At 42.3% G+C, this 24,958-nt stretch carries 19 protein-coding genes; 13 read left to right on the top strand and 6 right to left on the bottom strand.

Features of this window, described 5'->3' with window-relative positions; all coding sequences use genetic code 11:
• Nucleotides 1-60: 60 nt before the first annotated feature.
• Entirely contained in the window at nt 61-2,892 is a 2,832-nt protein-coding gene (locus E0H77_RS08545) for a ribonucleoside-diphosphate reductase subunit alpha (protein WP_131376940.1), read from the bottom strand.
• 555 nt (nt 2,893-3,447) lie between these two features.
• On the opposite strand from E0H77_RS08545, the gene bfmR reads away from it, so the two are divergent.
• The 11 genes from bfmR (at nt 3,448) to E0H77_RS08490 (ending at nt 15,222) form a co-directional block, all read left to right on the top strand.
• Nucleotides 3,448-4,164, top strand: coding sequence for a response regulator transcription factor BfmR (gene bfmR, locus E0H77_RS08540; protein WP_034426050.1), 717 nt, complete (start codon nt 3,448-3,450; stop codon nt 4,162-4,164).
• Between the two features lie 98 nt (nt 4,165-4,262).
• Nucleotides 4,263-5,888 carry a sensor histidine kinase BfmS gene (gene bfmS / locus E0H77_RS08535; protein WP_131376937.1) on the top strand — a complete coding sequence of 542 codons (1,626 nt, stop codon included), beginning with the start codon at nt 4,263-4,265 and terminating at the stop codon, nt 5,886-5,888.
• Between the two features lie 192 nt (nt 5,889-6,080).
• The gene (locus E0H77_RS08530; protein WP_131376934.1) at nt 6,081-8,129 is read left to right on the top strand and encodes a UvrD-helicase domain-containing protein; all 2,049 of its coding nucleotides are present in this window, start codon (nt 6,081-6,083) and stop codon (nt 8,127-8,129) included.
• Nucleotides 8,130-8,153: 24 nt separating this feature from the next.
• Nucleotides 8,154-8,606: a dUTP diphosphatase gene (gene dut / locus E0H77_RS08525; protein WP_131376931.1), complete on the top strand. Its 453-nt coding sequence runs from the start codon at nt 8,154-8,156 to the stop codon at nt 8,604-8,606.
• Between the two features lie 166 nt (nt 8,607-8,772).
• Entirely contained in the window at nt 8,773-10,200 is a 1,428-nt protein-coding gene (locus E0H77_RS08520; RefSeq protein WP_131376928.1) for a phosphomannomutase/phosphoglucomutase, read from the top strand.
• Nucleotides 10,201-10,210: 10 nt separating this feature from the next.
• A complete protein-coding gene (gene argB / locus E0H77_RS08515) occupies nt 10,211-11,125 on the top strand; it encodes an acetylglutamate kinase (RefSeq protein ID WP_131376925.1) in 915 nt (304 codons plus the stop codon).
• Nucleotides 11,126-11,215: 90 nt separating this feature from the next.
• Complete coding sequence (locus E0H77_RS08510) at nt 11,216-11,617, top strand: hypothetical protein (RefSeq protein WP_131376922.1); 402 nt, start codon at nt 11,216-11,218, stop codon at nt 11,615-11,617.
• A 171-nt stretch (nt 11,618-11,788) separates the two neighbouring features.
• Nucleotides 11,789-12,637 (top strand): class II glutamine amidotransferase, encoded by an 849-nt coding sequence (locus E0H77_RS08505; RefSeq protein ID WP_131376919.1) that lies wholly within the window; start codon nt 11,789-11,791, stop codon nt 12,635-12,637.
• A gap of 582 nt (nt 12,638-13,219) precedes the next feature.
• Complete coding sequence (locus E0H77_RS08500; protein ID WP_131314834.1) at nt 13,220-13,675, top strand: bacteriohemerythrin; 456 nt, start codon at nt 13,220-13,222, stop codon at nt 13,673-13,675.
• Nucleotides 13,676-13,825: 150 nt separating this feature from the next.
• Complete coding sequence (locus tag E0H77_RS08495) at nt 13,826-14,908, top strand: hypothetical protein (RefSeq protein ID WP_171478328.1); 1,083 nt, start codon at nt 13,826-13,828, stop codon at nt 14,906-14,908.
• Entirely contained in the window at nt 14,908-15,222 is a 315-nt protein-coding gene (locus tag E0H77_RS08490; protein ID WP_131376911.1) for an RnfH family protein, read from the top strand. Before E0H77_RS08495 ends, E0H77_RS08490 begins: the two co-directional genes overlap by 1 nt.
• A 67-nt stretch (nt 15,223-15,289) precedes the next feature.
• Here the strand turns inward: E0H77_RS08490 and E0H77_RS08485 are convergent, their stop codons facing one another.
• Complete coding sequence (locus E0H77_RS08485; RefSeq protein WP_131314831.1) at nt 15,290-15,679, bottom strand: outer membrane protein assembly factor BamE; 390 nt, start codon at nt 15,677-15,679, stop codon at nt 15,290-15,292.
• A gap of 111 nt (nt 15,680-15,790) precedes the next feature.
• On the opposite strand from E0H77_RS08485, the gene fur reads away from it, so the two are divergent.
• Nucleotides 15,791-16,228: a ferric iron uptake transcriptional regulator gene (gene fur / locus E0H77_RS08480; protein ID WP_131314830.1), complete on the top strand. Its 438-nt coding sequence runs from the start codon at nt 15,791-15,793 to the stop codon at nt 16,226-16,228.
• Between the two features lie 62 nt (nt 16,229-16,290).
• Here the strand turns inward: fur and E0H77_RS08475 are convergent, their stop codons facing one another.
• Both E0H77_RS08475 and E0H77_RS08470 read right to left on the bottom strand, forming a co-directional pair.
• On the bottom strand, nt 16,291-17,412 hold the full coding sequence (locus E0H77_RS08475; RefSeq protein ID WP_131314894.1) for a PilT/PilU family type 4a pilus ATPase: 1,122 nt from the start codon (nt 17,410-17,412) through the stop codon (nt 16,291-16,293).
• Nucleotides 17,413-17,438: 26 nt separating this feature from the next.
• Complete coding sequence (locus E0H77_RS08470; protein ID WP_131314829.1) at nt 17,439-18,476, bottom strand: type IV pilus twitching motility protein PilT; 1,038 nt, start codon at nt 18,474-18,476, stop codon at nt 17,439-17,441.
• Nucleotides 18,477-18,585: 109 nt separating this feature from the next.
• Here E0H77_RS08470 and E0H77_RS08465 point away from each other — a divergent pair, with 109 nt between their 5' ends.
• A complete protein-coding gene (locus E0H77_RS08465; RefSeq protein ID WP_131376908.1) occupies nt 18,586-19,272 on the top strand; it encodes a YggS family pyridoxal phosphate-dependent enzyme in 687 nt (228 codons plus the stop codon).
• A gap of 294 nt (nt 19,273-19,566) precedes the next feature.
• On the opposite strand, the gene E0H77_RS08460 is transcribed toward E0H77_RS08465, so the two are convergent.
• Together E0H77_RS08460 and E0H77_RS08455 are read right to left on the bottom strand one after the other, a co-directional pair.
• On the bottom strand, nt 19,567-23,163 hold the full coding sequence (locus E0H77_RS08460; protein WP_131376905.1) for an AAA family ATPase: 3,597 nt from the start codon (nt 23,161-23,163) through the stop codon (nt 19,567-19,569).
• Nucleotides 23,164-23,172: 9 nt separating this feature from the next.
• A complete protein-coding gene (locus E0H77_RS08455; protein WP_131376902.1) occupies nt 23,173-24,423 on the bottom strand; it encodes an exonuclease SbcCD subunit D in 1,251 nt (416 codons plus the stop codon).
• Nucleotides 24,424-24,958: the final 535 nt, after the last annotated feature.

Below are 24,958 nucleotides of genomic sequence, written 5' to 3'. Positions count from 1 at the left end.
CTCTACCTTTGCTGAAATATGATCAAGCCACTCAAACTGTGAGTGGCTTGAAACAAGACATTATTGACAAGCTTCGCAATCTGGATTGTCGATTGAGCAGGCTTGTGGCACTGGCGCTGCTTGAGCGAAACCATCTTCTTCAGCAACGACTTCTGCTTTTTTCTCAGCGACAACAGGTGTAGTCGCGGCAGTAGCAACAGTCGTTGTTTTTACTGCGTTCAATGCACCTGTATTAATCGTTGATTTTTCAGCCGAAGTTGCACCTAAAGCACGAAGGTAATACGTTGTTTTCAAGCCACGTAACCAAGCCATTTTATAAGTGATATCCAATTTCTTACCATTTGCGCCTGCAATATACAGGTTCAATGATTGAGCTTGGTCAATCCACTTCTGACGGCGTGATGCCGCATCCACAATCCAGCGTGGCTCAACTTCAAATGCTGTTGAGAACATCGCTTTCAAGTCTTCAGGAATACGTGAAATCTTTTGTACTGAACCTTCGAAATGTTTCAGATCGTTCACCATCACGCTATCCCACAAACCACGCACTTTTAAGGCACGAACAAGGTAAGGGTTAATCACGGTGAACTCGCCAGACAAGTTCGATTTCACATACAAGTTTTGGAAGGTCGGTTCAATTGACTGCGACACACCACAAATGTTTGAGATGGTTGCTGTTGGAGCAATCGCCATCACATTTGAGTTACGCATGCCGTCTTTTTGAACTTTGGCACGTAAGCTGTTCCAGTCCAGACGCTGAGTACGATCGACTTCAAACATGCGTTCAGGACGTGATTTTGCCACGATCTCTAAAGAGTCGATTGGCAAAATACCTTGATCCCAAAGTGAACCTTTGAACGTTGAATATACACCACGTTCAACTGCAAGATCGCTTGATGTTTGAATCGCGTAGTAACTGATCACTTCCATTGATTCATCTGCAAAATCAACGGCTTCTTGTGAACCGTAAGCCATGCCCATTTCATACAGTGCATCTTGGAAGCCCATGATACCCATACCCACTGGGCGGTGTTTCATGTTGGAATTTTTTGCTTGTGGCACAGCGTAGTAGTTAATGTCGATCACGTTATCGAGCATGCGAACTGCTGTTTTAATGGTACGCGCCAATTTTTCACGATTGAGTACACCACCTTGAACGTGTTGCACAAGGTTGACTGAGCCCAAGTTACAAACCGCGATTTCATCTTCACTGGTGTTGAGGGTAATTTCAGTACACAAGTTTGATGAATGCACGACACCAACGTGTTGTTGTGGTGAACGTAAGTTACAGACGTCTTTGAAAGTAATCCACGGATGACCTGTTTCAAACAACATAGATAACATTTTACGCCACAAATCTTTGGCACGAACTTTCTTGTGTAACAAGTTGAGTTCTTTGGCGATGTTTTCGTAGTGCGTATAACGCTCAACAAACGCATTACCTGTCAAATCATGCAGGTCTGGCACGTCAGAAGGAGTGAACAAAGTCCATTCTGCATCTTCAATCACACGTTGCATAAACAGGTCAGGAACCCAGTTTGCAGTGTTCATGTCGTGGGTACGGCGACGGTCATCACCTGTGTTTTTACGAAGCTCTAGGAATTCTTCAATGTCCAAGTGCCAAGTTTCAAGGTAAGCACACACAGCGCCTTTACGTTTACCACCTTGGTTCACCGCAACCGCAGTATCATTCGCCACTTTCAGGAACGGTACAACACCTTGTGATTTACCGTTAGTGCCTTTGATATATGAGTTCAATGCACGTACAGGTGTCCAGTCATTGCCTAGACCGCCAGCCCATTTAGACAACATGGCATTGTCACGGATTGCACCGTAAATGCTGTATAAGTCATCAGAAATCGTAGTCAAGTAGCAGCTAGACAACTGTGGGCGTAAAGTCCCAGCGTTAAATAGTGTTGGTGTTGATGCCATGTAGTCAAAGCTAGACAACAGGTTATAGAACTCAATTGCACGATCTTCACGGTTATCTTCATTTAAAGACAGACCCATTGCCACACGCATGAAGAACAATTGTGGAAGTTCGTAACGTACGTCGTCAGAGTGAATGAAGTAGCGGTCGTATAAAGTTTGTAGACCTAAATAAGTAAACTGGTTTGAACGCTCAGGCTGAATTGCCGCAGCAAGTTTTGCCAAGTCAAAGTTCAACAGTTCAGGGTCAAGTAACTCAAGCTCAATGCCTTTCTTTAAGAAGGTTTCAAGCGCATCGCTTTCAGGTGTATCGGTTGGTAGACCTAAAAATTCTAAACCTTTAGCCACCAATTCGTTACACAACAAGCGAGCTGTAACATAGGTATAGTTTGGTTCTTGTTCGATACGGGTACGCGTTGCCATCATCATGGTGGTGGCGATATCGCTGGCTTTTACACCGTTATAAAGGTTTTTTACGGTTTCATCGACAATTGCCTGAACATCAATCCCTTCAAGATCTTCTGCTGCTTTTGTAATCGTTGCCGTCAATTCGGTCAAATCTAGAGGCTGTAACTGACCTTGAGCATCTAGGATTTGTAAGGTTGGGTGATGATTGGCATTGGTTTGTTGACGTGCAGTTGCACGTTGCTCACGGTAAATGACATAAGCTCGAGCAACTTTTTGTTCGCCAGTACGCATTAACGCGAGTTCAACCTGATCCTGAATTTCTTCAATATGAATGGTGCCACCTGACGGTAAACGGCGGTGGAAAGTATTCATCACCATTTCTGTTAACTGTGCAATACGGTCATGAATACGGCTTGAATCTGCGCTTTGCTGACCTTCTACGGCTAAAAAGGCTTTTCCAATGGCAACAGAAATTTTTTCTGCATCAAAATGGGCAACATCGCCAGTGCGTTTAATCACTTGCAGTTGACCTGGTGTTGATGAGATTACGCTCATGTCAGTTTAGCTCCATTTCTCATTCGTTGTTATGTCTATGGACCATTTGAATCGGGTAAATGAACCTCGATATTTGCGGGATAAACACAAGATTTAGTGGTTTAAAAAGAATTAAGGCACAAGATACGGGAAATTTTTTTGAAGATCAATATTGACATTTTTTAATTTTTTTAAAATTTTTGCGATCAAATTTGAGCTGTTTTAGATACAAAGACATAGCGTATTTTGCTCAGGTTGCATAGCATAACAAAGTCCATTCCAAATTGCTTATACAGAACGCAGCAAAGCAATTAATTGATCATAAAATAGCGCCACCAAGGTTAGGGAAACCTGTAACACGCGTTACTTTAGCTACACGATATTGGTAATCATGGAAATAAAAACATTAAATTTTTCAATAATTAACCAATTTATTACAATTTACCCTGTAGATGTATCAGTTTGGTGAACGGCATCTTGTTTACAATGTAAACATGTGTATATTGCAGAATATGAATTAGCGTATCTGTTTGCATAACTAATAGCTAATATTGACAGAATTCAAGGGGCAAAATGATGAGCCAAGAAGAAAAGTTACCGAAAATCTTGATTGTAGAAGATGATGAACGCCTAGCACGCCTGACTCAGGAATATCTCATCCGTAACGGACTGGAAGTGGGTGTTGAGCCTGATGGTAACCGTGCGATTCGCCGTATTATTAGTGAACAGCCTGACCTTGTGGTTTTGGATGTAATGTTGCCTGGTGCAGATGGTTTAACTGTATGTCGCGAAGTGCGTCCACACTATCATCAGCCGATTCTTATGTTAACAGCACGCACAGAAGATATGGATCAGGTTCTCGGTCTGGAAATGGGTGCTGATGACTATGTCGCAAAACCTGTACAGCCACGAGTCTTGTTGGCGCGTATTCGTGCCTTGCTGCGCCGTACCGATAAAACCGTTGAAGATGAAGTTGCTCAGCGCATCGAATTTGATGACTTGGTGATTGATAACGGTGGTCGTTCAGTGACGTTAAATGGCGAATTGGTTGACTTTACCAGCGCTGAATATGACTTGTTGTGGTTACTGGCTTCAAATGCGGGTCGTATCTTGTCGCGTGAAGACATCTTTGAGCGTTTACGTGGGATTGAATACGATGGTCAAGATCGTTCAATCGACGTGCGTATTTCACGAATTCGTCCAAAAATTGGCGATGATCCAGAAAACCCAAAACGTATCAAAACAGTACGCAGTAAAGGGTATCTCTTTGTTAAAGAAACTAATGGTCTCTAACGGAGATTGTTGTCGTTGACGCATTACAACCTCTTTTATCCGAGATGAGAGAGGTTATTTGTTTGATTTAGACATCCTGAACAAAGGACGCTTCATTCGTGTTTAAGCACAGTATATTTTTGCGAATTTACGCAGGTGTCATCATCCTCGTGGCATTGGTGGCTGTATTTTGCTATTTGCTGGTACAAATTATTAACTATCAACGTGCGCAAGAATATCGTGAATCTTTAACTGATGGCATTTCCTATGTGATTAGTCAGGGTGTGGAGCGTCAGCTGACTTTACAACAAAAGAAAGACTGGATTTCTGATGCTGCCGATTTACTTGAACTTCCGATTTCTTTGGTTGATCGTTCTAAAGTCGAGTTGTCACGCTCGGAAACCAAACGGATTGAAAATGAACAGGCTGTAGTGCGTTACGATGCACAAAGTATGGTTGCGACTTTATTTTTAGCATTGCCACATGACCAAAAACATTATTTGTACATTAAGGTCAATAAAATTGGCGAGCGACAAATGAAAGCGCTCCCGATTTTTATTTTGGATTATTTAATTTATTACCCTGGTCAGGAAAAAGAATACCTCGAAAAAATCCATTCCCATTTTTCATATCCAATTGAAATTAGTTCGATTCTGGATTTAGGGCTCGACTCTGAACAGATTGGACGGTTGCGTCAGGATCAGAGCATTTTGTTATATCGTGACAGTGCCACGATTCGTGGAACGACGATCTCGATTGTTTCGCCGATGCCCAATAACCCTGCTGAAGTGTTGGTGATTGGCCCTGTACCCATGTTTAACTGGATGCCATTTCAACTTGCGGCAGGCATTACGCTGTTGAGTTTATTCTTGTTGAGTTTGGGCGTGTATGGGTTGATTTTGCCACTACAGCGTAAGACCAAGCAAACCATTAAAGCCTTGAACCAAATGAAATCGGGGGATTTGTCGACTCGACTCAATGTTGAAGGTACAGATGAAATGGCCAGTTTGGCATCGAGCTATAACGATATGGCAAGTCATATTCAGCGTTTGATTGAGGCACAGCGTGAACTGATGCGTGCAGTATCGCATGAACTGCGTACTCCTGTAGCACGGATTCGTTTTGGTATGGAAATGCTTGCTGAAGATGATGACTATGATTCACGTTTAAGTCAGGTCGATATGATTGATAAAGATATTGAAGCGCTCAATACCTTGATTGATGAAATTATGACGTATGCCAAACTTGAGCAGGGCACGCCATCTTTGGATATTCAAAGTATTCCGATTGCGGATGTGTTGGCACAAGTGGCGAAAGAAACGGAAGCCTTAAAAACCCAAAAGATTATTGAACTGCAAGCACCAGAACTCAGTGTTGTTGCAGATGCTGAACGGCGTTATTTGCACCGTGTCGTGCAAAACCTGGTGGGTAATGCCGTGCGTTATTGTAATGAGCGAGTGCGCATTAGTGGCGGGATCCGTCCTGATGGTCAGGCTTATGTTTGTGTTGAGGATGATGGGCAGGGTATTCCTGAACAAGATCGAGAGCGGGTATTTGAAGCTTTTGCCCGTTTAGATGATAGCCGAACCCGTGCTTCGGGTGGTTATGGTCTAGGATTATCTATTGTCAGCCGTATTGCCTTTTGGTTTAGAGGAAAGATTGAAGTTGACCGCAGTCCTGAGCTTGGAGGCGCGCGTTTTATTATGACGTGGCCAGCCAAGCAGAAACTACAACCCAAAAATTAAAGTGCCGCAGCAGAGAGCGGAGCATTTCGGCTTTGCTCTTCTGCGATAAGTTTATCAGCCATTTCTTTGGTTTTCTTTTGGCGACACAATTTGTCGCCCAACCACACAAAATTCTAGCGTTCAGTGTAAGTTCTATTGGGAATCTAAAACGCAGACGACTATAATCATGCTCCAAGCGTAGGAGGTTCACATATGTCATCAGCAAGTCAACTCAATGACAAGCAACTTGAAGCCATGAAATACACTCAAGGACCCTTGTTAGTACTTGCAGGTGCAGGCTCGGGCAAAACTTCAGTGATTACCCGAAAAATTGCCTACTTGGTACAGCAATGCCGTATTCCCGCGCATCGGATTACCGCGATGACTTTTACCAACAAAGCCGCTCGTGAAATGAAAGAACGTGTGAGCAAGTTGCTCAACCGTGAAGAAGCCAAGGGCTTATCGGTCTCGACTTTCCATACCTTCGGTTTAAATCTGCTACGACTCGAATTAAAACATTTACCTCTGAAAGCCAATTTCTCGATTTTAGATGCAGATGACTGCAAACGCATTCTGGTCGACTTGATGCATCAGGACAATTTGTCAGGTGCAGAAAGTAAAGAACTGGTTGCCAAGGCAATGAAGAAAATTTCCGATTGGAAAAATGATCTGATCTTGCCAGAACAAGCACCGAGTCTTTGTGAAACTGAAGACGATGTACGTTTTGCCTATTTATATCAACTGTATGAGCGCAACTTGCGTGCCTACAATGCAGTTGATTTTGATGACCTGATTGTGCTGCCAACGCGCTTATTACAAGAAAATGCCGAAGTGCGTGACAAATGGCAAAACCGTGTGCGTTATTTGCTAGTCGATGAGTATCAAGACACCAACACCGCGCAATATATTTTGGTGAAATTACTGGTCGGTGTAATGGGGCAGTTTACAGCCGTAGGGGATGATGACCAGTCAATTTATGCATGGCGTGGGGCAAAGCCTGAAAATATGGCATTGCTAAAAGAGGATTTCCCCAATTTAAAAGTAATTAAACTGGAACAAAATTACCGTTCCACCAGCCGTATCTTAAAAGCTGCCAATGCCGTGATTGAAAACAACCCGCATATTTTTGACAAAAAATTGTGGAGTGACAAAGGGCATGGTGAAGCCATTCGTATTATTACTTGCCGTAATGATGATGATGAAGCCGAGCGCGTGGTCAAAGATATCATGACGCATAAACTCATGAACGGCAAAAACTGGAAAGATTACGCGGTGTTGTATCGTGGCAATTTTCAGGCACGGGTACTGGAAACCCAGCTTCGCCAAATGCAGATTCCGTATAAATTGTCGGGTGGAACTTCATTTTTTGCGCGCAGTGAAATCAAAGACATCATGAGTTATTTGCGCCTGATCATTAACCCTGAAGATGACAGTGCATTCTTACGCATCATTAATACCCCAAAACGCGCAATTGGCCCTGTGACTTTGGAAAAGCTCGGTCTGTTTGCCCAAGAAAATCATTTATCGTTGTTGATGGCGGCAGCTGATCAGCGTTTAGGGATGGTACTGAGTAAAAAAGTCTGTTCACAATTACATGAGTTTGCGCAGTTTATGGCAGATTACACCCGTGAATTACTTGATGATGATCAACCTGTGCCGATTGTTCGTCAAATGATTACCGAAACAGGTTATATCGACTATGTTCGCGAGCAAGCGGCAACTCCTGCACAGGAAAAAACCAAGCTGGATAACATTGAAACTTTATATACCAGTATTCAAAGCCTGATTAATCGTGCTGAAGATGTTGACGAAAAAAATATCGAAAGTGTCATTCGCAAAATGGTGCTGCTGGATATGCTGGAGCAACAGCAGGAGGAAGAAGACACCGACAAGGTCAACTTGTTGACCCTGCATGCGGCAAAAGGTCTGGAGTTTCCATTTGTATATATGATGGGGCTGGAAGAAGAATTGTTACCGCACAAAAACTCGATTGCTGCGGAAACTGTAGAAGAAGAACGCCGCTTAATGTACGTGGGCATTACCCGAGCGCGCCAAGGTCTGACATTGACTTTGGCTGAGCAGCGTAAGGCAGGCGGGCAAATGAAACAGATGACCCCAAGTCGCTTCTTGGATGAATTACCACAAGATGAACTGGATTGGCTTGGTCGTAAGAAAAAAACGCAACAATTGCATGTCGACCCGAAAGAGCAGGCGAAGGTTTATTTGGAAAATTTACGTGCCATGCTCAAGCATAAGCACTGATGTTTTGATTGTTTAGGAAAGTATATGAAAGTTCAGGTTAAAGTTTTAGACAAACGTTTAGGTCAACAGTGGGCGATGCCAAGCTATGCCACTATAGGTTCAGCAGGTCTTGATTTACGTGCGTGTCTAGATGAAGCCATTCAGATTGAGCCAGGTCAAACGGTATTGGTCAAAACGGGGCTAGCGATTTATATTGAAGATACGAACTTTGCGGGTCTGATTTTGCCACGTTCAGGTTTAGGTCATAAACATGGCATTGTTTTGGGTAACTTGGTCGGTTTAATTGACTCAGATTACCAAGGCGAATTGATGATTTCAGTGTGGAATCGTGGACAGCAAACTTTTACCCTTGAACCAGGCGAGCGTTTGGCTCAGTATGTGCTAGTCCCTGTGATTCAAGCTGAATTTGAACAGGTCGATGAGTTTGCTGCGACTGAACGTGGAGCAGGTGGCTTTGGACATACAGGTCAACATTAAAATCAACTGATTTATGGTGGCGAAAAAACTCCACATTGTTGGAGTTTTTTAACTTTATAGTAGCGAACTTGGCGATTTCTTACAAAATAGCCTGAGTGTCGTATTTACAAAGCACAAGGTTGTCCTACACAATTTATTCATGATTGATCTGAAAAAAAAGTATTTTATGCAGTTAAACAAAAATGATTTTCCTGCGCATATCTTCCGTGCCTATGATATTCGGGGCAAGTTGAATGTTCTGACACCAACCGTGATTTACGCGATTGCAGAAGCACTTTCTCAACAATTTTTACAACGTCAGGTTTCTACAGTGGTATTGGGCTATGATGCCCGTTTGACCAGCCCAAGTTACGCCGAAATTTTGCAGCAAATTTTTAAAAAAAATGGCTTAAATGTGATCGAATTGGGCTGCTGTTCCACGCCATGCTTATATTTTTTCGCCATGCAGCACGGGGGTAATGGCGTAATGGTCACAGCGAGCCACAACCCGAAAAGTGACAATGGCGTTAAATGGATGTGTCAGGGAGATCCTTCGTCTCCTGAGCAAATTCAGCAGGTTGCATTGTTAGCCCAGCAATATTATCAACAGCAGCAAGTTGCGATTTCATTTGCTGAGCAGCCACATCAATTTATTGAGTCTTATAAAGCTGAGTATTTGCAGCATTTACAACAAGATATTCATTTGACTCGACCACTGAAAGTGGTTGTTGATGGCTTGTATGGCTCTGCTGGACAGTATGCCGTAGCAATTTTACAACGTCTGGGTTGTCAGGTTATCGCGCTACGCTGTGAAGCCAATGGCGAATTTCCTGAGCATGCGCCTGATCCATCCACGGCCAAGCATTTGGAAAAACTCTGTCATACGGTACGCGAGCAGCAGGCTGATTTGGGTTTTGCTCTCGATGGTGATGGCGACCGTGTGGTGATGGTCGATGAAACGGGAGCAATTTTGCGCGCTGACCGTTTATTGTGCCTATTTGCCAGAATATGCTTAGAACATCAACCGCAACGTGAAGTGGTATTTGATGTGAAATGCTCCAGTTTAGTGATTCAACAAATTAAGCACTATGGCGGTATTCCTCATATGTTGCGTACAGGCAGTACTTTCTTGCGTAAATATATTGCACATTCACAAGGACAGGCAATTTTTGGTGGGGAATACGCAGGGCATTATGTGTTTAATGACGGACGTGGTAAAGGTTATGACGATGGCTTGTATGCAGCACTGCGTGCGATGGAATATTTGACACAAAGTTCCGCTCAGAAATTTTCAGCATTGTTTGTACAAATTCCTGAGCGTTATGCGACAGAAGATACTTATATCCGTACTTATCAGCATCATCCTGTCGATGTATTACAAGATATTGAGCAGCAAAGTTATAAAATTCCAGCACATTTAACGAAAATTGATGGGGTTAGGCTTGATTTTGATGATGGTTTTGGCATTATTCGAGCATCTAATACTGGCGAATATTTAACAGTACGCTTCGATGCCAGTAGTGCATCGCGTTTACAGGAAATTCGCCAAAACTTTGCATATCTGCTCAGCGAAAAATATCCAGAAATCGCGCACGATATTTGTAACGCGCAATAAGGAGAGGCACATGCCACACCAACACACTGGCCTCGACAAAGCACAGGTTTTAACAGAAGCTTTGCCGTACATTCAACGTTTCTCAGGAAAAACCCTCGTGGTGAAATATGGTGGCAATGCCATGACGGATCCTGAGCTTGAAAGCTCTTTTGCGCGAGACATTGTGTTGCTTAAAACTGTTGGCTTAAACCCAATTGTTGTACACGGTGGCGGGCCACAAGTGGATTCATTGCTCAAGCGCTTAGGACAAGAGTCAGATCGTATTGATGGTATGCGCGTGACCGATGCGGCCACCATGGAAGTGGTGGAAATGGTGCTTGGCGGTAGCGTCAACAAATCCATTGTGAACCTGATTAACCAGCATGGCGGGCGTGCCATTGGTTTGACAGGTAAAGACGGTAATTTACTCCGTGCCCGCAAGTTATTGATGAAAAAGCAGAATGAAGATGGTTCTGTGAAAGAGATTGATTTGGGCATGGTCGGTGAAGTCGTGGGTGTGAAAACTGACGTTTTACAGATGTTTACCCAAAGTGACTTTATTCCTGTCATTGCACCCTTAGGTGTTGACGAACAAGGCAATACCTACAACATCAATGCAGATTTGGTTGCAGGTAAAGTGGCTGAAGCATTGGGTGCAGAAAAACTGATTCTGTTGACCAATATCAGTGGCGTGCTCGATGAAAATAAAAACTTGCTGACTGGTTTAAGCACACATGAAGTCGATCAACTGATTGAAACAGGTGTGATTTATGGTGGCATGATTCCGAAAGTGAGTTGTGCACTGGATGCAGTTAAAGGTGGTGTAGTGAGTGCACATATCGTTGATGGGCGTGTACCACATGCGACTTTACTTGAGATCTTTACCGATCACGGGGTTGGAACACTGATTACCAACCGTGCTAAAGCTGCACATCCATACGCTTAAGTTGAAGAAGCCGCCTGATGGCGGTTTTTTTGACTCAAAAAATTATTATTTGGTCTATTTCATCCATCAAAAAATCAATAGGAACTAAATATGTATGGTGGTGGTGCCGCTGGTGGGATTGTCATTTTATTATTGTTACTTTTCCCCTTTAATTATTGGGTGAGTAAAAAGATAATAAAAGAGAAAATTTTAATATTTAATTTAATCCTATTTTTAAACCTATTTTTTTATTTGTATTGTTTGTTTTTATCAGGTCTAGTTGTTGATTTTTTATTAGTGAGTCTTTTTAATGCAAAATATCCTGTTTCTTATGAGTTTCCGAAAGCTTCAATGATGATCGCAGGACTTTTTGAAGCATTTATAACCACAACAATCATTCATTTTATTTGGAAAAAACTTAACTTTTATAAGCTGATCTATGTATTTTTAATCGCTTTTTTCCCAGCGATGATTTTTATAATAGTTCGTTGGGTATGCACAAGAGATCTTTGATATTTAGGAAAAATCAAAAAATTACTCGAACATGCTTATCCAATGTATTTATGAAAGGAGACTAGTGTTTAGCATTATTTTTCATAAAGACAGTAAGAAAACACATTTGCAGAACCTGATCGCATCCGCTACATTGCCTATAGATGTATTTGATTGTAAGAAGATTTGAGCATGTGCCAGCTACTCGGAATGAATTGTGCGACACCAACGGATATTACCTTCTCGTTCCGAGGCTTTTCACAACGTGCGGGGATTACCTCTGACCACTGTGATGGTTTTGGTATCGCTTTTTTTGAAGATAAAGCTTGCCGTTTGTTTGTCGATAACCAGTCAGCGGTTGAGTCACCGATTGCTGATTTGATTCGCAATTACCCCATTAAATCCCGCAATGTGATTGCACATATTCGTAAAGCGACACAAGGCAAAATCACCCTTGAAAATTCGCATCCATTTTTGCGTGAGTTGTGGGGACGTCACTGGATTTTCGCGCACAATGGCGATCTACATGGTTTTCAGCCTCAGCTCAGTGGGCATTTTACCCCTGTCGGCAATACTGATAGCGAATACGCATTTTGTTTCCTGCTGGATCAGTTAGTTGAACGTTTTGGTTATCAAGAACCTTCTATTCAAGATGTTTTTCGCGTTTTACAAGAGATTGCTCCACAAATTGCAGAGCATGGTACATTTAATTTTTGTTTGTCCAATGGTCAGGCTTTGTGGAGTTACGCCACCACCAAGTTACATTGGATTGTGCGTGAATATCCATTCCAGCATGCACAGCTCATTGATTTAGACGTCGAAGTTGATTTTAGTGAAGTGACGACCCCAGAAGATCGAGTGGCTGTCATTACCACTGAGCCACTGACACAAAATGAACAGTGGACGGCTTTTAGAGCAGGGGAAATGATTTTATTTCAGGATGGTCACCCGATTTTACATGCAATGACGACAGTAGAACGCTTGAGTCGTGAAGCGCAAGATCCTTCTTTGCGACGTATCAGTAAAGCTGATTTGTATTAACCTGAGCCCAATATAAAATCTGTAAAAATAATGGGATATGCAAGAACCTCAGTTGTATGTTTGAGGTCGGGTTAAATTTACAAGGTATTGTATTTTCAATACATTAAAAAGATGATGGTCTCTGATCGAGTTTGCAATGAACCTCCCCAAAATATATTTTGAGTGCGCAATGGAATTGCTCTTGCACAGTGATGCTTTTCAAGTCAAACCTGACCGAGATTGAAATATATTTCAATCACAGTGCAAGATGCTATGGGACATTTTGACATACGAGTCAAAACTGTAAGGCTTTATCATCATGATTCATTTATTTTCAATATGTTGAGTAAAAACTGCCATTGAACTCAGGTGAATTAGGTTTTTTCGAATTATTTTTATATTTGGTAAAAAATGAATGTATAAGCGATTGAATTGATTAAAAAATACTTGATTCTTTTAATAGGGTATATTCAATATTATTAATCTAATCAGATAATTAGTAAAATTTGCTGTAATTCTGAGGATATTACTTGGTTTTTCATTGATCATTTTTTGTATATCATGCCTCGAAAATGAAATATGAATGCGTTAGGTGACCTCACTATGAAGATGAATTGGCGCTCTGAATACAATACTGGTATTGAAGTGATTGATGATCAGCATAAACGTATTCTCGATTATATTAATCAAATCGAAGATGTGCGTTTTACTCACGATCGCAATAAAATCAAGGAAGTATTAGATAATATTATTGACTATACCCAGTCTCATTTTACCTTTGAAGAAAGTCTGCAAGATGAAGCAGCCTATAAGTATCGTGTGCCACATAAACGCGTACATGACTTATTTATTAAAAAAATTGAAACCTATCGTGATCGTTTTATGATGGGGCAAGCCATCGAAGATGAGTTGCATCAAATTCTGACAAAATGGTTGATTAATCATATTCAACACGACGATGCCGATTATGTCGGTGCAGTCAAAGAAAACATGCAAGGCATTATTCGTGAGCATGAAAAGAAAAAAGGCAAGAACTGGTTCGCACGGTTCTTCTCATAAATAACAAAAACAATAAACCAGAATAATCATAAAAAACTACAGCTTGCTTTTTGCGCCACAAATCATTGCTTCGGCAATGATTTCTTTTTTCTACAAACTTTGATTTTCAGCCATGACAAAGGCAAAATAGCTCATTATTTTTAACTTCGGATGCAGGACAGACCTATGTCACGATGGTTATCGCCACTGATGGCGTTTTGTTTATCATTTATGTTGATTACCACGCTTGCGCCAGTGGTGGGGATTCAATTGGATCGGCAACTGGATTTCTGGTTGTTATGGCTGGTCATGATGGTCGTATTGGCATTGCCTTTCGCCTATATGGAAGTCGCACTGGTTAGACGCGCCAAGACAACAGCCTTGCAAGCGTTGATGGCATTGACGCGTGAAGCGGATGCTTCAGCATATTGGCGTATCGCAGGTTGGTTGGCTGTGGTGTTTATGCCATTTTTAGCAGGGGCACTGATTGCTAATGCCAGTCACTCCTTAACTCATTATGTTCAGTTACCTGTTGCAGAAAATATTGTATTTGCAATTTTGGCGGTAGTTGCTGTTGCTGCATCATTTTTGCCACGCTTGATTTTGGTTGGTATGAGTGCGGTTATGGTGCTTGTTTCACTGGTTTTGAGTCATATCTTCCCGTTGAACTTAACCGCATGGCATATCACCGCAATTCACTTCTCTGAATGGGGCTATGCAGTGGTTCTCGCACTGGTTGCCACAGGTTTAGGGTTAGGTGTGTACGCACAGACCAGTTTGGCACAGATTAAAGATGCGGAGCAATCCACTCCAAATGCTTTACCTGTTTGGATCGCACAATTGCTTGCCGTGGTACTTTTTGGTTTTTTTGCGGTACAAGCAGAACTTCCAGCGATCACCATTTTAGTGAGTGCGGTGGCTGTCGCTGCAGGCTTTGTACAATTGGCGCGTGAACAATTACAGCAACGTCAAATCACAATGATTGTGCAATGGGCAATTGTTTTAATTGCAGTATTGACATGGGCATGTCTTGCAATTGTTCCAGTACTCAATACTGTACTTATGCTTTGGGGATTATTGATTTGTCTAATTTACGCTATTTTTGCTGGTTGGATCATGAAAATCAGCCATTTGCGTAAATCGCTGAATTTCAGTCAGGAAGTGACTTATAACCTATGGCGTATTGCAGTGCGTATTGTTGCACCTTTGGCAATTGTATTGGCAATGGTAGCGATTGTGCTGGGGGCAGTGTAATGCCGCAGCAGGTTTGGGTTGCCTATGCAACAATGCAGCAGCAATACTATGTGGCGGTTCAATTTCAGCAGGGGATGACTGTACAGGATGCGATTGAGCAGAGTGGTCTTTCCATGCAAACTGACCTGCCACAGCCGTTACAGGTGGGGATTTTTGGGGTTAAGGTTGACCTTGAGCATGTGTTACAGGTGGGGGATCGAGTTGAAATATATCGCCAATTGATCATTAATCCTCAAGATATTCGCCGTAATCGTGCTGCAAATCACCCCGTTGGACGCTATCAGAAAGGAAATCGGTTTAAACGATCTTCTTAATTAAAGAAAACCCCAATCAGATTTGATTGGGGTTTTCTTTCACCACATTGATACATGAATGTATCAATTAGAGTGGTTGTGCAGACAAAATTGCATCTTTTGATGGTGGTAAACCAGGCTGTGCATCTGGAAGCGTGTCTAAGCCTTCAATTTGGGTGACAACACCTGATTTGTCAAAGTAAATACGCAGATGCTGACCGTGAGCTGCTGGAATCTTGGCTTTTTTCGCATAAGTTCCTGGGATATAATTGTAAACGTAATCCCAACGTTCAGGATTAAGTGGATCGGTAATGGTTGGGCTACCAAGTAAGAAGCGAACTTGTTGATAATTCATGCCAACATGTATTTGAGAAGCTTGGGCTTTTGTTAAAGGTGTCCCTTGAGGAATATCTATTTTATAGACACAGCCGGCAAGCAATGAACTGACGAGTAAGGTCGTCAACATAATTTTTTGCATTTTTGCTACACTATCCAAATCAATTGTGATGCATTTAATCTAGTGATAGATCATACTGCATCTAAACTCTGTTGCATATTCCAACTTAACAAATTGTTGAGAGACTTTTTCATGCCCATTTCGAATCAAGATTTGCGTAAAGCAGGACTTAAAGTAACCCTTCCAAGAATTAAGATATTGGAATTACTTGAAAGCTCAAAACAACATCATTTGAGCGCTGAAGACATTTATAAAACATTACTAGATCAAGGTGAAGATGTCGGTTTGGCAACCGTATATCGCGTGTTAACGCAATTTGAAGCTGCCGGCATCATTCAACGTCATCATTTTGAAAATAATCACTCGGTTTTTGAAATTATGCAAGAAGATCATCATGATCATCTTGTATGTCAAAATTGTAATAAAGTTCTTGAATTTACAAACGATGTTATCGAACATGAACAGCATGAAGTTGCAAAAGAGTATGGTTTCACGCTTACAGGGCATTCTTTGAATTTATATGGTTATTGCGATGCAGCTGAATGTCAGGATGTATTACGCAAAAAATAATCCCTACATAAATATAACAAATAAAAAGGCATTTCTTTAAGAAATGCCTTTTTATTGATAGCTTACTGACCGTCGAAGGTTATTTTGCTGCTGGCGTTCAAGAGTTGGTTTGCACCACCATCCTCTGAAAGCTTGATTTGTAAGCGCAGATCATTTGGCGAATCGGCATGACGAAGTGCATCTTTATAACTAATTTCACCTGCTTTATATAAATCAAACAAGGCTTGGTCAAAAGTCTGCATTCCCAGCTCGCGAGAACGAGTCATGAGAGCTTTAAGCTCATGTATTTCGCCTTTACGAATATAATCCGCCATCAATGGGCTATTGATCATGACCTCAATCGCTGCGCGGCGGGATTTACCATCAACTGTTGGTACGAGTTGCTGCGCTATCACAGCACGTAAGTTGAGTGATAAATCCAGATAAATCTGCTCGTGGCGTTCTGTTTCAAAGAAGTGAATGATCCGCTCAAGGGCTTGGTTGGCATTGTTGGCATGCAGTGTAGCAAGTACCAAGTGACCTGTTTCAGCAAATGCAACCGCGTAGTCCATGACTTCCTTAGTACGAATCTCACCAATCAAGATCACATCAGGGGCCTGTCGTAAGGTGTTTTTGAGTGCAACTTCAAAAGAGTTAGTGTCAATCCCAACTTCGCGCTGGGTGATAATACAGCCAGCATGTTGGTGTATAAACTCGATGGGATCTTCAATGGTAATGATATGCCCTTTGGAGTTGTGGTTACGGTGACCTAACAATGCAGCCAAAGAAGTTGATTTACCTGTACCTGTAGCCCCTACAAAAATAATAATACCACGCTTGGCCATGACCAGTTCTTTAAGAACGGGTGGTAACTTTAATTCATCTACACTTGGAATTTTGTGTTCAATGCGGCGCAGAACCATACCAGGTAAATCCCGTTGGTAAAAGGCACTAACACGGTAACGTCGGGTTTGTTCACGGTTCGTAATGGCGAAGTTGCATTCCCGAGTTTCGCTAAATTCTTTGCGTTGCTTTTCACTCATGATGGAATGAATCAGCTGGTCAGCTATTTCACCAGTCAGTTTGGTCGATGAAATTGGGGTAAGTTGCCCATTGATTTTCATTGACGGTTCAGCATCTGCAGTAATGAATAAATCCGATGCTTTTTTCTCACTCATCAGGTTGAGCAAGTCATTAAAATCCATAGCCATGGCAGGTTCCCTTCGCTGAATTACATAAAGCTGTCTGGTTGTTTGGCAGCGGTACGCGCTACATCCTTGGTAATGACGCCTTTAGTCACAAGCGTTTTTAAGCTTTGATCTAATGTGACCATGCCTTGGTTAGCACCTGTTTGAATCGCTGAATACATTTGTGCCACTTTGTTTTCACGAATCAGGTTACGAATAGACGGTACACCCAGCATGATTTCATGTGCTGCAACACGACCACCACCCGTTTTTTTCAGTAGGGTTTGTGAAATCACGGCCTGTAAAGATTCGGATAGCATCGCACGGATCATATCTTTTTCTTCAGCAGGGAATACGTCAATCACACGGTCAATGGTTTTAGCCGCAGAAGTGGTATGTAGTGTTCCAAATACCAAGTGACCAGTTTCAGCGGCGGTTAGTGCCAAACGAATCGTTTCTAAGTCACGCATCTCACCGACCAAAATAATGTCAGGGTCTTCACGCAGTGCTGAGCGTAGTGCTTCATTAAAGCCATGCGTGTCGCGATGTACTTCACGCTGGTTGATCAGGCACTTTTTAGACTGGTGTACAAATTCGATCGGGTCTTCGATGGTTAAAACATGATCATAACGGTTTTCGTTAATATAGTCGATCATTGCCGCGAGGGTGGTCGATTTACCAGAACCTGTCGGCCCTGTGACCAGTACAATACCACGAGGAAACTCACAGATTTCCTTAAAGGTATTGCCTAGACCCAGATCTTCCATGGTCAGGATTTTTGAGGGAATGGTACGAAATACTGCACCTGCACCACGGTTCTGGTTAAATGCATTGACACGGAAACGCGCCACGCCAGGAACTTCAAAAGAAAAGTCAGTTTCTAGAAGTTCTTCATAATCGTGACGTTGTTTATCATTCATGATGTCGTAAATGAGGCGATGGACATCTTTGTGCTCTAATGCTGGAAGATTGATGCGGCGTACTTCACCATCAATACGAATCATCGGCGGTAAACCTGCAGAAAGGTGTAAATCCGATGCCCCATTTTTTGCAGAAAAAGCCAGTAATTCTGTAATATCCATTCTTGCCCCAAAGGTTTCGTTATTTTTGTAAAATAATAACGGCTTTCAAAACATCTAACCAACACTTTCCACCGCAAAACATGAAAAAAACCTTGAGAGATGCCTGTTTATGAATCATTACCAAGAATCTCGTGATGCTGTATGGCAACAAATACAACATGCATGTGCACAATCCCACCGTTCAGTTGATAGTGTTCAATTGCTTGCAGTGTCGAAAACCCATCCGAGCGATGCTTTACGTGCCATGTATGCAACAGGGCAGCGGGCTTTTGGGGAAAATTATTTGCAAGAAGCACTGGATAAAATTGAGGCACTGAAGGATTTAGCGATTGAATGGCATTTTATCGGGCATGTGCAGCGTAATAAAACCAAACATCTGGCTGAAAAATTTGCATGGGTGCATGGAGTTGATCGTTTAATTATTGCTGAACGATTGTCGAGTCAGCGTTTAGACTCCGATGAACCATTAAATATTTGTTTACAGGTCAATATTGATGGTCAAGACACCAAAGATGGCTGTGCTCCTGAGGAGGTTGCAACATTGGTTGAGCAGATTAGCCTGCTTCCGCATTTGCGTTTACGCGGTTTGATGGTGATTCCTGCACCCAATAATCTAAAGGCATTTGCTGATGCACAGACTCTATTTGAACAAGTCAAAGAGCACCACGCTCACCCTGACGACTGGGATACTTTGAGTATGGGCATGTCGGGTGATCTTGAAGCAGCAGTTGCCGCGGGCTCAACCATGGTTCGGGTCGGAACAGCGTTGTTTGGTGCGCGAGATTATCAAAAATAACAATAGAAATCAGAGGCTATGAGTCAGGCCAAAATTAAATGTACAGTGCCATGAGTTGTATCATTTAGGAAAACCTAAGTCAAAATGACGTGTGGTATTGACCAGACTGACTCAGGGCTTTTAGCTCGTTTCAGTGGGTTAGGGTGAATGCACACGAATGGGTTTGTTCACACAATTGGAATTTTCCAGTCGTTGAAAACACGTTGTTTGGAGGGCGCACGATTTTGACGATAGCCTTTGCGGAGGAGGGTTACTGTTGCATCGTGCGGTTCCCATTAACATCGAATCTATTGTCTAGCCCACAATTTCAATCTGACTTGCTCCTGAACCGAGTGGCTGCACTTGAATCTGTACAGGAATGCGCTCATGCATGTCCTGAATATGAGAGATCAGCACGACTTTACGCCCCTGATTTTGCAATTGATCGAGTGCATTCATCACCATGTGTAGCGATGAAGCATCTAAAGTGCCAAAGCCTTCATCAATAAACAGCGATTCGATTTTCATAGAACCCGATGCCATATTGGCAATTGCCAGTGACAGGGCAAGGGCAGTGAGGAAAGATTCACCACCAGACAGTGAGGCAACCGAACGTACTTCGCCATCCATATCATGGTCAATGATGGCGAGGCTAAGCGAGTGTTCTAGGCGCTTGAGCGTATAACGCTGTGACAGCATCGCCAGTTGTTGATTGGCATATTCAAGTAAAATATCCAGATTGTATTGCTGAGCTAAATCACGGAATTTTTTTCCGTTAGCATCTCCCATTAAACCTGAAATTTTACCCCAACGATGTTCCTGCTGCTGAATTTGCTGAATCTGTTCGAAAAATTCTTGTTGTTTCTCTAGATTACGCTGATGTAGTTCCAGTTTAAGTTTGAAGTTATCGCGCATGTCTTGTGTTTGTTGCAGGGATTCAAGCAACGCAGTGAATTCGGTTTGTAGTTGAGCCAGTCCAATTTCAGGCTGATGGTTCAAATGTTGTTGTAATTGCTCTTGAATGGCTTTCAGTGCCGCCTGAGCATCTGCCAATGCGCGCTCGGCATCTTGAACGTGTCGGCGGATCTGCTGAGTTTCTTCAAGCGAAATGTGTTGTAGCTGAGAAAGTAATGGCTGATCAAACTCTGCATGTTGTTTTAGCCATTGTTCGATTTCAAGGGTCGCGGTCTGATGTTGCGCCGTCACTTGAAGCAACTGAATGTTGAGCTGATCGAGTTGCCGTTGCTGTTGATCAAATTTTTCACGGGTTTGCTCGAAGCTTTGGCGAATTTGGTTAAATTGAAGCTGTAGATTTTGCCGTTGCTCATCATATTGAATCAACCATTCATGTGGTTTTTCAATCTGAATGTGCGTCATTTCAAAAATCAATTGGGTTGCGAGTTCTTTATTTTCTTGTCCCTTACGCTCACATTCAGCTTTATCTTTTTCGGCATGTTGAATTTGCTCATGCTTCGTATGAATTTCATGTGTTTTTTGCTGTAGAAGCTGAGATTTATCATTCAACTGCTGATTCAGCATTTCAATATGGCGCAAAAGCTGGCTACGTTGGTTGAGCTGCTGCACGATTTGGTTGGCAACACGCATTGTTTGCTTTTGCCATGCATCACGTTGTTCAGTCGTGAGTAGATCGAGTAGATATTGGATCGTCTGTTCGGACTGTTGCACGATAGCGAGCTGTTGTGAAGTCTGCTGAATTTGCTGGGTCAACGTGCGTTGCTGTTTTTGAACATCGTCTAGTTGTTGTATGGATTGCTCAATGTTTTGCTTGTCTTGTTGAAGTGTTTTAATGATTTGTAAAAGTTTCTGCTGGGTTAGATCAGGCGATTGACTGAAATCAATGTCAATTTGAGCTTGTGTGCAGGCGTCACTCATGGAGTGCTGAGTTTTTTCAAGATCAGCAGTTAAAGCATTTAGGCGGCTTTGATTTTGCGTGAGCGCCATATTGTGCTGTGCATGAATCTGCTGAGCCTGTTGCCAAGCATGCAACTGTTGTTGTTCCAGTTGAATGGCTTGTTGTTCTTGCTGTTCTTGTAGTTTGAGCAGCTCATTGGAAAGAGAGGTATGTTCTGCTTTAAATGGATGATGGGTACTGCCACAGACCAAGCAGGCTTCACCTTCAATCAATTGCTCGCGTAGCTTTTCAATGTTTTCAGTGTGCAACAGGCGTTGCTGCTGCAAGATGCGTTGTAACTGTTCTCGTTCCAGTTTCTTGGTTTGATATTGCTGTTCGGTAAGCTGAACCTGTTGAGTACTTTGTACGATGTCTTGCGTCAGTTCATCACATTTAGTTTGAACCGCATTCTGTTCTAAATGAAGCTGGCTAAACTGTTGAAATTGGGTTGTTATGAAAGCCAATTGATGGCTTTGTGCTAATATTTTCTCATGATTGCTACGGAACTCTCGCAATTGTGCATCAACATTTTGCTCATGACCAAATTGCTGTTGTTGTGATGCAAGCTGTTGTTGTTTTTGACTTAAATCTGTTTGTGCAGTCGCTAGTTCACCATATTGCTGTTCGAAGTTTTGAAAATGTTGAATAAAGCGTTGTAGTGGCGCGATATGCGCAGACAGCCCTTGATCCAAACTTGAAAATTGTGCAGTTTGCTTTAATTGTTGTGATTGTTGCTTAAGCTGCGTGCTGAACTGATCGCAATCCGTTTGTAATTGGATTTGCTGCTGTAATAATGGCTGTAAATTTTGTTGCAAACTTTCTAGCGTGGATTTGGCTTTAACAAATTGTTTGCCAATAAATTCACGTTCTTGAATATAGACTCGGACTTGCTCAAGGCTTGACTGATATGTTTGCTCAAACGTGTGTTGAGCTTTGAATTGTTTGTCCACATTTTCAAACACAGTTTTTTCTTGTTCAAAACCGTGTTTGATGGCGTTGAAGTGGAGTTGGCTGCTTTGAATTTTTGGTTGTAACTGATGGAGTTCCGCCTGAGTTTTTTGCTGTTGAATCACACTGGGGCGAATACTAGCAAAGGTTTCCAATTGTTTAAGCTGCGTGCGTTTTGAGCCCAACGCATCAAATTTTTGTTGTTGCTCAGTTAGATGCTGCTGGCGTTGTTGTACATCATGTTCGAGTTTTTGCTGCTGGGTAAACCAACGCTGATGTTGCTCTAATTTTATCTTTTCAGCATTGAGTTTTTCATATTGCATATTGCTTTGTCGCAATTGCTCGGTCAGTTCAGTCACAGCTTCATCTGACAAGATTTCAATATGCCCTAAAACATTTTCCAGTTCTTTACGTTGCTTGGCAATGTCACGGGTTTTTTCAAATGCCAATTGTCCGATTTTGGCAAAAATTGAAGAATTGGTCAGGTATTCGAGCAGTTCACCGCGTTCACTGTCACGAGCTTTTAAAAATGCGGTGACTTCGGATTGGGCTAACAGCACCGCGCGGGTAAATTGTTCAAACGATAACTGGGTAATATTTTTGATACTGTCATCGACGGCTTTGGTTTTGTCGGCAATCACCACACCATCGCTCAGGCAAGTCAGCGAACGCTGTACGCTTTGCAATTTTCCAGTAGGGTTTTCACGGGCGCGCTTGAGTTCCCAACGCGCCAAATAACGCTTCTGATCGGGTGCAATAAAGCTCACTTCAGCAAAACCATGCCCAGCGCCACGCCGTAACACGGTTAAAGGTGAATTAGATAATAATTCTGAACCGTCGACATCGCGGAGTTTGCCATCGCTTTCTTTGAGGCGCGGAATTTTATTAAATAGGGCAAGGCACATCGCATCCAAAATGGTTGATTTTCCTGCGCCTGTTTTGCCTGTAATTGCGATCAGCCCTGCGTTTGCCAATGGCTGACTTTCAAAATCAATCCACTGTTCACCTGCCAGCGATGCCAGATTTTTTATGCGAATAGATAAAATTTTCATGGCAAATCCTTAAGCAGAGGTTTCATCATCAAGATCATGTTGGGCTTGTTCAACCAAACTCATGAAGTCTTTGAGTACGCTATCATCGGTATCGTAACCGTGTTTTTGCCACAGGCTGCTAAATAGCTTTTCGGGAGTCGGCGGTTCTAAACTTATGCCTGAAGCTTGATCTTGTTGCTGTTCATTTGGCAAATACTGGCGGGAAATCTTGACCAGTCGATAACGGTTTTTCGGCAGAGCATCTTCAAACTGTTGCCGTAAATTTAGAGCAGGCGGTTGGGTGGTACTGTATTCAATATCCACATATTCACGTTGCTCAATCTCCTCAATTTCGCCGTGTGGCAAAGCCTGTAACTGGGCAAAGACTTCATCTAGGCTGCCTCGAATCGCAATCAGGTTAATGCTGCGAGGAATGGCTATTGCGTCAAAAGTATACGGCTGTTCAGGATTTTTGGGGTCAATCCTGACATCAACCACCTGATGTTTATAATGAATTTCGCTAAAAGACAAAGGGATCGGCGAGCCGCTATAACGAATATGTGCTTGTCCGACTTTTTGCGGTTTATGTAAATGTCCGAGTGCCACATAATCAATTGCACCATCAAATAATGCAGTAGAAAGCGCTTCTTCATTGCCAATGATAATTGGGCGTTCCGAGTCTGACGTTTCTGCACCTTGCATGTGCGCATGCGACATGACAATCAACGCCTGTTCAGGTGTTTTTCTTTTTTGTGCTTCGCTAATCAAGGTGCGATGTAGATATTCAATCGCAGATTGGCTGGTACTGGTCTGGTCATTCAGACCTGTAATTTCGGCAGAACGTAGAAAAGGCAACACCACACACCACGCCACAATATTTTTTTGTGCATCGTAAATCGGTAAAATCAGGCGCTCAGTATTTAAGCTTTTGTCATCGTTCCAGCGAATCACCCCGACTGCTTTGGCGTGGTATTTTTCGAGGAGCGGTTCGACCTGTTCAATTCTATAACCTGAGTCATGATTGCCTGCAATCATCAGGGTTTGCATCTGTGGTGCAGCCTCATGCGCATCGGCAAGGAATTGATAGAGTTGTTTTTGTGCCTGTGAACTTGGATTGATGACATCGAAAATATCGCCTGCAATCAGCAGGGCATGTGGTTGTTTTTCTTTGATTTGTTGAATGAGCCATGCCAGAAATTGTTCATGTTCATAGTGGCGCGAATGGTTATAAAAGAATTGCCCCAAATGCCAGTCTGACGTATGAAGAAAATGCACGCTCATAAAGTTGGAAGTCCTGCGGATGAATGTCCATAAGGTAGCATAAAGCTGTATGCAAGGTGCAGAATACACACCAAGATTGAAAGCGACTTTTTTTGCGGTGACGGAATTGGACTGATTGAATCTATTTTATTTTTATTGATTTTTTTCTGTATATATTGTGTTTCGATGTTGCCATCTCCATATTAATCTATAGATAAGGCATTTTGTAGATCAGACAAAACTAGTGGGAAACATCTTCTGAAAAAGAAAAGACCAACGATTCGAGTGATATAAATCGTTGGTCTAAGAGACTTCGTACAACGGGTTATTTTTATGAAGTTACCCGAGGCAAAGATTGTTGATGAAGGCTGCTGAAGTGTCGTTTTCGCTGATGCCGTGCAAAAACGTCAACAACAGACCTTATACCCTATATAACGTCAGTGTTTTGGTAATGGTTGACAAGAAAGCCTAAAAAACTTTAAAAAATTTAAAGCGGTCTAATTTGTAATCAAATATTGGCAGGCGTGCTATATTTTTAGATCATCTCATCTAATAA

It is taken from the genome of Acinetobacter brisouioides (assembly GCF_004331075.1).
GTDB lineage: Bacteria > Pseudomonadota > Gammaproteobacteria > Pseudomonadales > Moraxellaceae > Acinetobacter.
Note: the sequence above shows the minus strand (reverse complement) of the source record. Positions and strands in the feature narration are given on the sequence as shown.